We start from the raw sequence: 12,321 nt of genomic DNA, 5'->3' as shown, positions 1-12,321 counted from the left end.
ATCATCGACCGGCGGAGGCTGGCCGCGTCAGACCGGGCGGCCCGGGGGCTGGATGCGGGTGAACTCCTCGGCGTAGGTGTCGCCGTACATGCGCAGCTCGGTGGCGGTGCAGGTGTAGCGGTCGGGGGTGGTGATCCAGACCAGCTTCTCCTGGTCCCGCACCTTGCCGTTGACCTTCCACGTGGTGGTGCCGGTCGACCGGGGGTTGCTGTAGTTGATCTCTTTGTCGTCCGCGGTGTAGTTGATCGTGTGGGTGCCGCTGAAGATCACTTCGTAGCGGTCGCCGTTGGCGGTGCCCTTCATCGACGTCTTGCGCACGATCGACAGCGTGCCGTCGGCCCGGAAGTCGAACACCGCACCCGCGCCGCTGAGCTGCACCTTCACCCCGTAGATGTCGCCGTAGCTGGTGTACGAGGTCTCCTGCCAGCGGCCGACCAGGCAGCGCGCGGGGGAGACGGGGCTGGGCGACGGCACGGCCGCGACGGGGCTGGGGCTCGGCGACGGCGTGGGCGACGGCTCCGGGGCGCGGTCGCGGGTCAGCAGGTACGCCGCGGCGCCGCCGGTGAGGCAGAGCACGAGCACGACGACGAGCGCCACCACGCCGATGACGATGGGGACGGTCCAATCGCGACGCTGTTCCGGCTGCATCGGTCCAGCATCGCCAAAGGGCCCGCGCGCGGCAAGCCCACGTGGATCACACCGGGCGGCCTGGCGGCAGGATGCGCTCGGCCTCCACGGCGAAGCCCTCGCCGTACAGCCGCAGCTTGTCGCCCTTGCACGTGTAACGCTCGGGGTCGAGCGTCGAGGTCAGCTTCTGGCTGCCCCGCTTGCTGCCGTTGACCTTCCATGTGGTGGTGCCGGTGGCCCGCGCGTTGCTGTAGTGGATCATCTCGTCGTCGGCCTCGTAGTTGATGGTGATCGTGCCGTTGTGGATCACCTCGTACCGGTCGCCGCTGTTGGTGCCGCGCCGGGTCGTCTTGTGCACCGCGACCAGGGTGCCGTCCGGCCGGAAGTCGAACAGCGCCCCGGCGCCGGTGAGCTGGACGGTCGCGCCGTAGATCTCGGCGTCGCCGGTGTACGACGTCTCCTTCCAGCGGCCCACCAGGCAGCTCGCGGGGGAGGCCGGGCTCGGCGACGGCGCGGCCGCGGCCGGGCTGGGGCTCGGAGAGGCCGCGGCGGGCGCGGGGTCGCTGCCGCGGTCGCGGGCCAGCAGGTATGCCGCGGCGCCGCCGGCCACGCACAGCACCAGCACCACCACCAGTGCGACCACTCCGACGGCGACCGGAATGGTCCAATCGCGACGCTGCTCCGGCTGCATCCGCTCAGCATCGCCAATGAAATCCGTCGCGGCAAGGCTCCTGTTGCTCACATCGCGTCACCGCACTCCATACTGGATCCCCGGTTTCGCAGTCGTGTGGTGGAGGAAAGAGATGGCAGACACCTGGGTCGGGGCCACCGCCAAGCAGATCGCGCGCGCGGTCCGCCGCGGCGACACGTCGGCCACGCAGGTCGTCGCGGACCACCTCGACTATCTGACCGGCACGGACCCGGTGGTGGCGGCGTTCCGCACGGTGCGCGCCGCCGAGGCCGCGGCGGAGGCGGAGAAGGTCGACGACCAGACCGACATGAGCAGCCTGCCGCTGGCCGGGGTGCCGATCGCGGTCAAGGAGAACACCCCGGTCGCGGGCCTGCCGACGTGGCACGGCTCGGCGGGCGCCCGGCAGGCCGTCGCGGAGGAGGACCACGAGCTGGTACGCCGGCTGCGCGGGGCGGGCGCGGTGGTGATCGGCACGACCCGGATGTCCGAGCTGGGGCTGTGGGGCGTGACCGACGACGACTCGGCGGTGACCCGCAACCCGTGGGCGCTGGACCGCACCCCGGGCGGCTCGTCCGGCGGCGCGGCGGCGGCGGTCGCCGCGGGCCTGGTGCCGATCGCGCACGCCAACGACGGCCTGGGCTCGATCCGCATCCCGGCGGCCTGCTGCGGGCTGATCGGCCTGAAGCCGGGGCGCGGCGTGCTGCCGGTGAACCTGGGCGCCGACGGCTGGTTCGGCCTGGTCGAGCACGGCGTCCTGGCGACCACGGTGGCCGACGCGGCGCTGGGCCACGCGGTGCTGGCGGGACGTACGCCGCAGCCGCTGAGCCAGCCGGGCCGGCTGCGCATCGCGGTGTCGCTGCGCTCGCCGGTGGCCGGGGCGAGCGCCGACGAGGCGAACCGGGCCGCGGTGGCCGACGCGACCCGGCTGCTGGCCGAGTGCGGCCACGACACGCTGACCGCCGACCCGGTGTACCCGACCTCGCTCGGCCTGCGCGGCCTGGCGACCTGGTTCGCGGCCGGCTACCGGGACGCCGAGGCGGCGGAGGTGGACCGGCGCGGCCTGCAGAAGCGCAGCCGGCGGCTGATCGCGGCGGGCGGCTGGGCCTGGCGGCGGGGCCTGGTCCGCGAGCGGGACCGCACCGAGTTCCGGGAGCGGAGCCTGGGCTTCTTCGTCGAGCACGGGGTGGACCTGCTGCTCACCCCGGTGCTGACCGGCCCGCCGCTGCGCGCCGCGGCCTGGCACCGGCGCGGCTGGCTGTCCAACGTCGCGGCGCAGGTGCGCAACGCCCCGTTCGCGGCGCCGTGGAACATCACCGGCTTCCCAGCGCTCACGCTGCCGGTGGGCGTACGCCCGGACGGGCTGCCCGCGGCGGTGCAGCTGGTCGGCCCGCCCGGGACCGAGCTGCTGCTGCTCGCCGTGGCGGGTCAGCTGGAGCTGGCCGCGCCGTGGCGGCGCCACGCGCCGGGCTTCCCGCGCCCCTGACGCGGGGCAGCGCGGCAGCCGGTGATCCTCTAAGCTGCGGATCCCCTCACCTGGAGATCATCGTGCGCTGTCCCTACTGCTCGGCGGAGACCGACCCGACCTTGATCCGCTGCGAGCACTGCCGGCTGGACCGGCAGGCGCCGCTGCTGTGGCCGGAGTCCAGGGTGTACGGCGTCCGCGGCATCGGCCTGGCCGCGCTGGTCGCGGTGGCGATCTCGTCGGTGGTCACCCTGCTGTCGGCGGCGTCCGAGATCTTCGTCCGCGACGAGGTCCGCAAGGCGGTCGACGCGGGCGACCTGGCGCTGCTGGCCGTCGCGCAACGGGTCGAGCTGGGCGCGGTCGTGGTGGATCTCGCCTTCATGGCCGTCGCCGCCGTGCTGCTGATCATCTGGTTGTGGCGGGCCCGCAAGAACATCGACGCCTTCCCGGAGGCGAGCGCCGAGTACAAGCCCGGCTGGGCGATCGGCGGCTGGTTCGTGCCGATCGGCAACTTCTTCATCCCGCTGCGGGTGATGCGGGACGTGGCCGAGGGCAGCCTGCGGCGCGACTGGGTGAATGCCGCCGTGTACGCGTGGTGGGCCGCCTGGCTGGGGAGTTACTGCGTCGGGCGGGTCGCCGGGGCGTTCGATCCTGTGCCGAACGCCGGCGCCACGGAGCTGATCGAGTACTTCGACAACCTGGTGATGTTCGGGTTCGCGCAGGCCTTCCTCACCGTGGTGGCCGGGTCCTGCCTGGGCATGCTGATCTTCTCGGTGACCCGGGCGCAGCACGCGCGCATCCAGCAAGGGCTGGCCGCGCGCGTCCCCGTGGTCATGCCCGCCGCGCCGGGTGGCACGATCGGCTTGTGACACCTGAGCTGGTCAGCCTGGCTGATATCGAGGCGGCGCGGGAGCGCCTGCGTTCCGTCGTACGCACCACCCCGGTCGAGCCGTGCCGGCCGCTGTCCGCCAAACTCGGCGGCCCGACCTGGCTGAAGTGCGAGAACCTGCAGCGCGCGGGCTCCTACAAGGTGCGCGGCGCGTACGTGCGGATCTCCCGGCTGAGCGACGAGGAGCGGGCGCGGGGCGTGGTCGCCGCGAGCGCGGGCAACCACGCGCAGGGTGTGGCGCTGGCGGCCGGGCTCTGCAAGACGAAGGCCACCGTGTTCATGCCGGTGGGCGCCCCGCTGCCCAAGGTCGCCGCGACCAAGGGCTACGGCGCGCGCGTCGAGTTCAGCGGCGGCACGGTCGACGAGGCGCTGGTCGCCGCGCAGGAGTTCGCCGAGCGCACCGGCGCGGTCTTCATCCACCCGTTCGACCACCCGGACGTGATCGCCGGGCAGGGCACGGTCGGGCTGGAGATCCTGGAGCAGTGCCCGGACGTGCAGACCATCATCACCGGCATCGGCGGCGGCGGGCTGATCTCGGGCCTGGCCGTGGCCGCGAAGGCGCTGCGCCCGGACATCACCGTCATCGGCGTGCAGGCCGCCGGCGCCGCGGCGGTGCCGCCCGCGCTGCGGGCCGGGCGGCCGGTGCGCATCCCGAGCGTGGCCACGATCGCCGACGGCATCGCGGTGGGGCGCTGCGGCGACCTCACCTTCTCCCACATCAGCAAGCTGGTGGACGAGGTCGTCACGGTCACCGACGAGGAGATCTCCCGGGCGCTGCTGATGCTGCTGGAGCGGGGCAAGCTGGTCGCCGAGCCGGCCGGCTCGGTCGGCGTGGCGGCGCTGCTCGCGGGCAAGGTCCAGGTGCGCACCCCGGTCGTGGCGGTGCTCTCCGGCGGCAACATCGACCCGCTGCTGATGCTGCGGGTGATCGAGCACGGGCTCAGCGCCGCCGGGCGCTACCTGCACGTCAACGTCCGCTGCGCAGACCGGCCGGGGCAGCTCGCCGCACTGCTCAGCCTGATCGCGGACCTGCGGGCCAACGTGCTCGACGTGGCTCACCAGCGCCACGACCCGCGCCTGCACCTGGGCGAGGTCGAGGTCGAGCTGAGCGTGGAGACCCGTGGCGCGGAGCACTCCGACCAGCTCGTCAGCGCGCTGCGCGGGGCGGGCTACCAGGTCGACGTGGGCGGGCACTTCAGCTGAACCCATACCGAACGAGCAAGGCTCCCCGCGCGGTCCGCGGGGAGCCTTGCTCACGAGAACGGGAGGTCAGCCCGCGAAGGCCTCGAAGGAGACGATGGTGACCTTGATGTCGTGGCCGCTGGGGGCGGTGTAGGTCACGGTCTGGCCCTTGCGGGCGCCCGTGATGGCCTGGCCCAGCGCCGACTCGGGGGAGTAGACGGTGAGGTCCGTGGTGGCCGCGATCTCGCGCGAACCCAGCAGGAACGTCTCGGTGTCGTCGGTGTCGTCGTCGAAGTAGATGGTGACGACGGTGCCGACGGACACGCCGTCACCCTTCGGCGCCTCCCCGACGCGGGCCACTCGCAGCAGCTCCTGGAGCTGGCGGATCCGGCCCTCGGCCTTGCCCTGCTCCTCGCGCGCGGCGTGGTAGCCGCCGTTCTCACGGAGGTCGCCCTCCTCGCGGCGGGCGTTGATCTCCGCGGCCATCGCGGGGCGGGCGGCGATGAGCTCGTTGAGCTCGGCCTGGAGCCTGTCGTACGCGTCCTGGGACAGCCAGGTGGCATCAGTCGTGGACACGGGCGTTCTCCTCAGGTCTTACGGATTTTTCGGACTCGTGCGGGCGGTGCTCGACCGCCGGCGCCAAAGAGGTACCTGCCTCCTTGAGCGCGATGGGCGAAGTTACCAACCTACCAGCGGATCAGGCGGGGTGGCAGCCCTTAACCTCTCCGGTGACCGGCCGCCCCGTGGTCACGAGGCGGTGGCTCACCATGGTGCGCTCCGGTTCCGCGCCCGGCCGCACTGTGACCTCTTCCCGACCGATCTCGGTGCCGGTCTTGTCGCGCGCCCGGACCAGGCAGACGGCCTCGCCGCCGGCCGGGAGCCGGACCATGAAGGTCACCACGACCTGCGTGTCCGTGATCTCGTCGAAGGCGGTCACCGAGGCTGTGTAGTCTCCGTCACCGTACGCCCGATAGAGGCGCACCCCGATCAAGGTGAACACCAGGGCCGCGACGAGGGCCAGGGCGAGCACGGCGGGGCGGGAGGCGCCACGGCGCTCGCGCCGGCGTCCGTAACGCCCGGCCGGCCACGGCGCGCGCTCGGCCACCGGGCCGGCGGCGGTGTCGGTGGAGGTCTCGGTCACCGGTGGGGGTCCTTCGCTAGGCGTGTCGGGGGCGTGAGGAACACTGTTGGGGTCCATTCTCGCACGTGGGGAGAGCACGGTGACGCAGCGGCTGCGACTGATGGCGGTGCATGCGCACCCGGACGACGAGTCGTCCAAGGGTGCCGCGACGATGGCGCGTTACGCCCGGGAGGACGTGGACGTGCTGGTCGTCACGTGTACCGGCGGCGAGCGCGGCGACGTGCTGAACCCGAAACTGGACCGCCCGGAGGTCTGGGAGAACATCGCCGAGATCCGCCGCGCGGAGATGGCCGCGGCCCGCGACATCCTCGGCGTCGACCAGGCCTGGCTCGGCTTCGTCGACTCGGGCTGGATCGAGGGCTACGACCCGGCCGACCCGTCCGGCCTGCCCGAGGGCTGCTTCGCCCGGGTGCCGGTCGAGGAGGCGGCGGCGCCGCTGGTGAAGCTGATCCGCGAGTTCCGGCCGCAGGTGCTGCTCACCTACGACGAGGAGGGCGGCTACCCGCACCCCGACCACATCCAGACGCACCTGATCTCGATGGCCGCGATCGAGGCCGCCGCCGACCCGGCGCGTTTCCCCGAGTTCGGTGACGCCTGGGACGTGCCGAAGGTCTACTACCACATCAGCTTCACCAAGGTGAAGTTCACCGCGATGCACGAGGCCATGCTGGCCGCCGGGCTGGAGTCGCCGTACGGCGAGCGGCTCAACGACGACTGGCAGGGCGACAAGTCGCCGCGCATCACCACCCGGGTGCCCTGCGGCGAGTACTTCGAGCTGCGCGACGACGCGCTGCGCGCGCACGCGACCCAGATCGACCCGGACGGTCCCTGGTTCCGCGCGCCGCTGACCGTGCAGCGCGCCGCCTGGCCGACCGAGGACTACCAGCTGGTCCGGTCCAGCGTGGCGACCGCGATCCCCGAGGAAGACCTGTTCGCCGGTGTACGCGAGCCGGCGGCGACGGATAGGTGAGGCAGATGCTGGAGTTCCTGGCCGACAACAACTTCGGCGACACCCGGTCGGGCGACGGTCTCGCCGGCCCGATGGCGCTGCTGTTGATCCTGCTCCTGGCCGCTGCAACTGTTTTCCTGATTCGCAACATGAATCAAAGGCTGAAGCGGTTGCCCGAGACGTTCGATTCGGCGAGCATGAGTGACGGCGCGCCGACCGACACACCCGCCGTGCCGGACCCTCGCTGAGGCGGACCGAGGGACCCGGCCCCGGACCTGTCGCGTCAGGCCGGAGAGCGTCGCCTTCCCCGAGGCGGCGGCCCTCCGCCGCATGCGCGCCCGGACAGGGGGCACCAGATGGGCAGTTGGCTGACGCGCGCGGTGGACGGGCTGTATCGCCGGTCCGGCGCCGCTTCGCTGACGCCTCGTGCCCGCGCCGTCATCTCCGTCCTCGTGGTCGCCGGTGTGCTCGCCGGCGGGTCCGGCCTGATCCTCGGCGCGCGCGAGGGTGACCTCCGGCAGTTCGGCCTGCTCATCGGCCTGATCACGCTGGCCCACCTGTTCGGCCTGCGCATGCGGGTCGGCTCCACCAGCATCGATGTGGACTGGGGCGAGGCCGCGCTGATCGTGGGCTTCATCCTGGTCCCGGTGTCCTGGGTGCCGGCCGCCGCCGGCATCGGCGTGCTGCTGGCCAAACCGGTGGTGTCGCTGGTCGCCGGCAACCGCACCAGTCCGGTGGAGACGGTCCGCGCGGCCGCCTCGCTGACGCTGGCCGCCGGGCTGGCGGCGATCGTCGTCCAGGGCAGCGGCGTGCCCGTGCAGCCGATGACGGCGCAGGCCGCCGTGGTGGTGGTGCTGGCCGCGCTGACCTACCTGCTGACCAGTGCCGGCCTGCTCGCGGTGCACCTGGCCGTACGCGACGGGCAGTCCATGGTGGGCGTGGTCTGGCAGGCGCTGCGCGGCACGCCCGTGATGATCGTCGGCAACGTGGCGCTGGGCCTGGTCGCCGTACGGCTGTGGGGCACCAGCTGGCTGTGGGTGCTGCCGCCGCTGCTGTGGCTGCTGCACCAGCTCTACGTGCACCGTGTGCACGAGGACGAGGAGCGCCGCACGTGGCGCGCGTTCGCGCAGGCCAGCCGCTCGCTGCACCGGCTCGACGAGGTCGCGGTGGCCCGCGAGGGCCTGCACGCGGCCCGTTCGCTGTTCCCGGTGCGCGCCGCCGAGCTGACCGTGCTCGGCTCGCAGACCCGCTACCGCTGGTCCGCCCGCACGGGGGACGAGATCCAGATCGAACCGGCGCCCGCCGCGTCCGGGGTGGACCCCGACCGGATCCCGCCGCTGACCCGGGTGCTGGAGGTGGCCGGCGGCCGGGTGGGCGTGCTCACCCTGCGGCCGCTGCGCCAGCGCGGGTGGGGCCTCAACGACCAGCACCGGCTGGCCGTGTTCGGGGACGCCCTGTCCGCCGCGCTGCACGACGCGGCCACCCACAGCGCGCTGCGCGAGCTGCGCGAACGCACCATGTACGAGTCCCACCACGACCCGCTGACCCGGCTGCTCAACCGCGACGCGCTGATGGACCGCGGCGACGCGGTGCTGCGCGGGCTGGACGCGCGCACCCCGGTGGCCCTGCTGCTGCTCGACATGGATCACTTCAAAGAGGTCAACGACACGCTGGGCCACCTCGCCGGGGACGAGCTGCTGCAGATCGCGGCCACCCGGCTGTCGGCCGACGTCGGCCACGGCGAGCTGCTGGCCCGGCTGGGCGGCGACGAGTTCGCGCTGCTCGTGACCGATCTGCCGGGGCTGTCCACGGACCACGACGAGCCCGACCGGCTGACCGCGGCCACCGTGGTGGCGCAGCGCCGGGCCCGCATGCTGACCGCCGCCCTGGCCAGCCCCACCGAGGTGGCCGGGGTGACGCTGTCGGCGGAGGTGTCCGTCGGCGTGGTGGTGGCCACCGCCGGCGAGTTCGACCTGACGGAGCTGCTGCGCCGCGCCGACATCGCGCTCTACCAGGCCAAGGAGTCGGGGGCGCGGGTCACCGGGTACGACAAGCACCGCGACCGCACCAGCACCGACCGGCTGGCCCTGGTGGCCGAGCTGCGCACCGCGCTGGCCGCCGACGACCAGCTGCACCTGATGCTGCAGCCCGCGGTGGACCTGCGCAGCGGCGCGCCGACCGGGGTCGAGGCGCTCATCCGCTGGCACCATCCGCGCCGCGGCCTGCTCATCCCGAAGGACTTCGTCCGCGCCGTCGAGGCCAGCGACCTGCTCGGCCGGTTCACCCACCACGTGCTCGACCAGGCGCTGGCGCTGGCCGCGCAGTGGCTGCGGCAGGGTGTGGACGTGCCGGTCGCGGTCAACCTCTCGCCGCGCTCGCTGCTCGACCCGCAGCTGCCCGCCGATGTGGCCGAGCTGCTGCGCCGGCACGGCGTGCCCGCCGAGAAGCTGGTCCTGGAGATCACCGAGACCGTCGTGCTGAGCCCGCTGCCCGTCACCGACCAGGTGCTGCGTGAGCTGCGTGAGCTCGGCGTCAGGTTCGCCGTCGACGACTTCGGCACCGGCTTCTCGTCGCTGACCTTCCTCACCCGCATCGCGGTCGACGAACTGAAGGTGGACCGCACCTTCGTGGCGCGCATGGCCGACTCCAAGCAGGCCGCCGCCATCGTGCAGGCCGTGGTGGACCTGGGCCGCCAGCTCGGGCTGCGAGTGGTGGCCGAGGGCGTGGAGACCGCCGACCAGCGCACCGCGCTGCGCCGCCTGGGCTGCGACGCCGGCCAGGGTTTCCACTTCTCCCGCCCGCTGCCCGCCGACCAGATCACCGAGTCGCTGCGGGCCCTCGCGCTGGCCGCCGCCCCGCTCCGCTCGGTCCGCCCCCGCACCGGCACGGGCACCGCCTCCTGACCCTTCTTTCTCCCGCTCAGCGCGGCGCATCAGCCGCAGTCGATTAGTGCGATTACCGGGCATTCCGGACGATATCGTGATCACGTGCCCGTGCAGAGCAGCGAAGTCGACCTCTTCTCGGTGCTGTGCTGCCTCATCGTCGCGGGCCTGGCCGTCTTGCTGCTGTTCACCATGCTGGGGCGGCGGCGCAGGCGGCAGGGGCAGGCCGGGTCCGCCCCGCACCCGCCTGCGGGCCCGGCGGACCCGTTCGCCGCGTACACCACGCAGCAGCTCAACACCTACGCCAACGCGCAGCTGGTCGCCGTGGACAACGCGGTGCGCACCAGCGAGCAGGAACTCGGCTTCGCCACGGCCCAGTACGGCACGGACGCCGTCACCGCGTACGCCGCCGCGGTCGCCGCCGCCAACGACGAGCTGGCCGCGGCGTTCCGCATCCGGCACCAGCTCGACGACGAGATCCCCGAGGACGACCCCACCCAGCGGCGGCTGCTGCGCGACATAGTGGACCGCTGCGCGGCCATGGACCGGCGGCTGGACGCCGAGGCGGACGCGTTCGAGAAGCTGCGCGCCATGCAGGCCAACGCCGAGGAGCTCAGCGCGGGCCTCACCACCCGCGCCGCGCAGCTGCGCGCCTCGCTGCCCGCCGCCGAGGCCACGCTGACCCGCCTGGCCGACCGCTACACCGACGGCGCGCTCACCCCGATCGCGGGCAACGCCACCGAGGCCACCGCCCGGCTCGACTTCGCCGACCAGCAGCTCCACGCGGCCGCGACGGCGCTGGCCGCGAAGGACCGGGGCCGGGCGGCACTGGCCATCCGCGGCGCCGAGCAGGCCGTCGGCCAGGCGTCGAGCCTGCTGGCGGCGCTCGACAAGGGCGCGGCCGATCTGGACGCAGCCGGGGCCAACGTGACCCGGCTGCTGGACGAGGTGCAGGCCGAGGTCGCCGCGGGCAAGGCGGCCATGCAGGCGGCGGGTGACGTCGGCGGGGCCGGCCAGATGAACCTCGCCGCCGCCGTCGCCCGCGCCGACCAGGTCACCGGCGACGTACGCGTACACCTGACCGGCGCGAAGACCGACCCGCTGGGCATGATGCGCCGCCTGGAGACGGCCGCGGCCGGCCTGGCCCAGGCCATGGGCTCGATACGCGACGCCGCCGATCGCTCCCAGCAGGCCCGCCGCCAGCTCGAACAGGCGCTGCACGCGGCACGCGCCGCGGTCGACGCGGCCACCGACTACATCACCACCCGCCGCGGCGCGGTCGGCTCCACCGCACGGGCCCGGCTGTCCGAGGCGCACGCGCAGCTCGCCCGCGCCGAGAGCAGCACCGACCCGGTCGCCGCGCTGTCGGCCGCCGAGCGGGCGCACGACCTCGCCGCGCAGGCCGTCGACTCGGCCCGGGACGACGTCGAGCGCTGGTCCTTCCCCTCCGGATACGGCCAGACGGGCGGCGGCCCGGTCGTCATCGGCGGCCCCGGCGGCTTCGGCACCGCCGGGGCGGGCGGCATGGGCGGCGCCATCCTCGGCGGCATCCTGCTCGACAGCATGCTCGGCGGGGGCGGCATGGGCGGCTTCCGCCTCGGCCTGACCGGCGAGAGCAACCAGGACGACGCGACGGCCCCCGGGTCGCGGACGGTTCAGGGCCGCTACGGCGGCCCCAGCACGTGGACGCGACCGGAGAAGTAGCAGAGGGGAACACGAACATGGCTGCGCAGTCGATCCTCGGACGGATCACCCAGATGGCCCGCGCCAACATCCACGCCATCCTCGACGACGTCGAGGACCCGCAGCAGATGCTCGACCAGATGGTGCGCGACTACACCGCGAACATCGGCGAGGCCGAGAACGCGGTGGCGCAGACCATCGGCAACCTGCGCCTGCTGGAGGCCGACTCCGCCGAGGCGCAGCAGAACGCGCAGGAGTGGCAGGTCAAGGCCCAGGCGGCCAGCGCCAAGGCGGACCAGGTGCGCGCCACCAACGCCGCCGACGCGGACAAGTTCGACAACCTGGCCCGCATCGCCATCGGCAAGCAGATCGCGTACGAGAACGACGTGAAGAACTTCGCCCCGATGATCGCCGAGCAGACCCAGGTGACCGACCAGCTCAAACAGGGTGTCGCCCAGATGCGCGAGAAGCTCGACGAGCTGCGCCGCAAGCGCGACGAGCTGGTCGGCCGCGCCAAGGTCAGCGAGGCGCGCGGCCGCGTCCAGTCCTCGATGAACAGCATCAACGCCCTCGACCCGACCACCGAGATCAGCCGCTTCGAGGAGATGGTCCGCCGCGAGGAGGCCCGCCTGAAGGGCCAGGAGGAACTCCAGGCCTCCACCATCGACGCCCAGTTCGAGGAGCTCTCCCGAGCCTCCCGCGACCAGGAGATCGAATCGCGCCTGGCCGCCATGAAGTCCGGCCGCTGACCCGATCACGCGGATCCCGGTCCTGCACCGGGGCCAGGATCCTGACAGGGCTTGAGCAGGCCAGGG

At 73.2% G+C, this 12,321-nt stretch carries 12 protein-coding genes; 8 read left to right on the top strand and 4 right to left on the bottom strand.

Annotated features, from left to right (window positions below; all coding sequences use genetic code 11):
- Positions 1–27 precede the first annotated feature (27 nt).
- Positions 28–648 carry a hypothetical protein gene (locus CS0771_RS02530; RefSeq protein ID WP_212839612.1) on the bottom strand — a complete coding sequence of 207 codons (621 nt, stop codon included), beginning with the start codon at positions 646–648 and terminating at the stop codon, positions 28–30.
- A gap of 46 nt (positions 649–694) precedes the next feature.
- Complete coding sequence (locus CS0771_RS02525) at positions 695–1,318, bottom strand: hypothetical protein (protein WP_212839611.1); 624 nt, start codon at positions 1,316–1,318, stop codon at positions 695–697.
- A gap of 112 nt (positions 1,319–1,430) precedes the next feature.
- Here CS0771_RS02525 and CS0771_RS02520 point away from each other — a divergent pair, with 112 nt between their 5' ends.
- The 3 genes from CS0771_RS02520 (at position 1,431) to ilvA (ending at position 4,872) form a co-directional block, all read left to right on the top strand.
- Positions 1,431–2,801, top strand: coding sequence for an amidase (locus tag CS0771_RS02520; RefSeq protein ID WP_212839610.1), 1,371 nt, complete (start codon positions 1,431–1,433; stop codon positions 2,799–2,801).
- 62 nt (positions 2,802–2,863) lie between these two features.
- Complete coding sequence (locus CS0771_RS02515) at positions 2,864–3,649, top strand: DUF4328 domain-containing protein (RefSeq protein WP_212839609.1); 786 nt, start codon at positions 2,864–2,866, stop codon at positions 3,647–3,649.
- On the top strand, positions 3,646–4,872 hold the full coding sequence (gene ilvA / locus CS0771_RS02510; protein ID WP_212839608.1) for a threonine ammonia-lyase: 1,227 nt from the start codon (positions 3,646–3,648) through the stop codon (positions 4,870–4,872). Before CS0771_RS02515 ends, ilvA begins: the two co-directional genes overlap by 4 nt.
- Positions 4,873–4,938: 66 nt before the next feature.
- On the opposite strand, the gene greA is transcribed toward ilvA, so the two are convergent.
- Together greA and CS0771_RS02500 are read right to left on the bottom strand one after the other, a co-directional pair.
- Positions 4,939–5,427 carry a transcription elongation factor GreA gene (gene greA, locus CS0771_RS02505; protein WP_212839607.1) on the bottom strand — a complete coding sequence of 163 codons (489 nt, stop codon included), beginning with the start codon at positions 5,425–5,427 and terminating at the stop codon, positions 4,939–4,941.
- Positions 5,428–5,548: 121 nt separating this feature from the next.
- Positions 5,549–5,992: a DUF4307 domain-containing protein gene (locus CS0771_RS02500; RefSeq protein ID WP_371821341.1), complete on the bottom strand. Its 444-nt coding sequence runs from the start codon at positions 5,990–5,992 to the stop codon at positions 5,549–5,551.
- A 79-nt stretch (positions 5,993–6,071) separates the two neighbouring features.
- Here CS0771_RS02500 and mca point away from each other — a divergent pair, with 79 nt between their 5' ends.
- The 5 genes from mca to CS0771_RS02475 all read left to right on the top strand — a co-directional run bounded on the left by mca (position 6,072) and on the right by CS0771_RS02475 (position 12,255).
- On the top strand, positions 6,072–6,962 hold the full coding sequence (mca, locus tag CS0771_RS02495; protein ID WP_212839605.1) for a mycothiol conjugate amidase Mca: 891 nt from the start codon (positions 6,072–6,074) through the stop codon (positions 6,960–6,962).
- A gap of 5 nt (positions 6,963–6,967) precedes the next feature.
- Positions 6,968–7,189, top strand: a complete 222-nt coding sequence (locus CS0771_RS02490; protein WP_203755140.1) for a hypothetical protein — start codon at positions 6,968–6,970, stop codon at positions 7,187–7,189.
- A 108-nt stretch (positions 7,190–7,297) separates the two neighbouring features.
- Positions 7,298–9,844: a bifunctional diguanylate cyclase/phosphodiesterase gene (locus CS0771_RS02485; protein WP_244870557.1), complete on the top strand. Its 2,547-nt coding sequence runs from the start codon at positions 7,298–7,300 to the stop codon at positions 9,842–9,844.
- Between the two features lie 84 nt (positions 9,845–9,928).
- Complete coding sequence (locus CS0771_RS02480; protein WP_212839604.1) at positions 9,929–11,527, top strand: hypothetical protein; 1,599 nt, start codon at positions 9,929–9,931, stop codon at positions 11,525–11,527.
- A 17-nt stretch (positions 11,528–11,544) separates the two neighbouring features.
- A complete protein-coding gene (locus CS0771_RS02475) occupies positions 11,545–12,255 on the top strand; it encodes a PspA/IM30 family protein (RefSeq protein ID WP_212839603.1) in 711 nt (236 codons plus the stop codon).
- Positions 12,256–12,321: the final 66 nt, after the last annotated feature.

Source organism: Catellatospora sp. IY07-71 (genome assembly GCF_018326265.1).
Taxonomy (GTDB): Bacteria; Actinomycetota; Actinomycetes; order Mycobacteriales; family Micromonosporaceae; genus Catellatospora.
This window is presented reverse-complemented; position numbering and strand designations above follow the sequence as displayed.

Excerpts from the sequence above, each read along its gene's own strand:
- CS0771_RS02530 (WP_212839612.1), bottom strand. The coding sequence starts at position 648 with ATGCAGCCGGAACAGCGTCGCGATTGGACCGTCCCCATCGTCATCGGC.
- CS0771_RS02525 (WP_212839611.1), bottom strand. The coding sequence starts at position 1,318 with ATGCAGCCGGAGCAGCGTCGCGATTGGACCATTCCGGTCGCCGTCGGA.
- CS0771_RS02520 (WP_212839610.1), top strand. The coding sequence starts at position 1,431 with ATGGCAGACACCTGGGTCGGGGCCACCGCCAAGCAGATCGCGCGCGCG.
- CS0771_RS02490 (WP_203755140.1), top strand. The coding sequence starts at position 6,968 with ATGCTGGAGTTCCTGGCCGACAACAACTTCGGCGACACCCGGTCGGGC.
- CS0771_RS02485 (WP_244870557.1), top strand. The coding sequence starts at position 7,298 with ATGGGCAGTTGGCTGACGCGCGCGGTGGACGGGCTGTATCGCCGGTCC.
- CS0771_RS02475 (WP_212839603.1), top strand. The coding sequence starts at position 11,545 with ATGGCTGCGCAGTCGATCCTCGGACGGATCACCCAGATGGCCCGCGCC.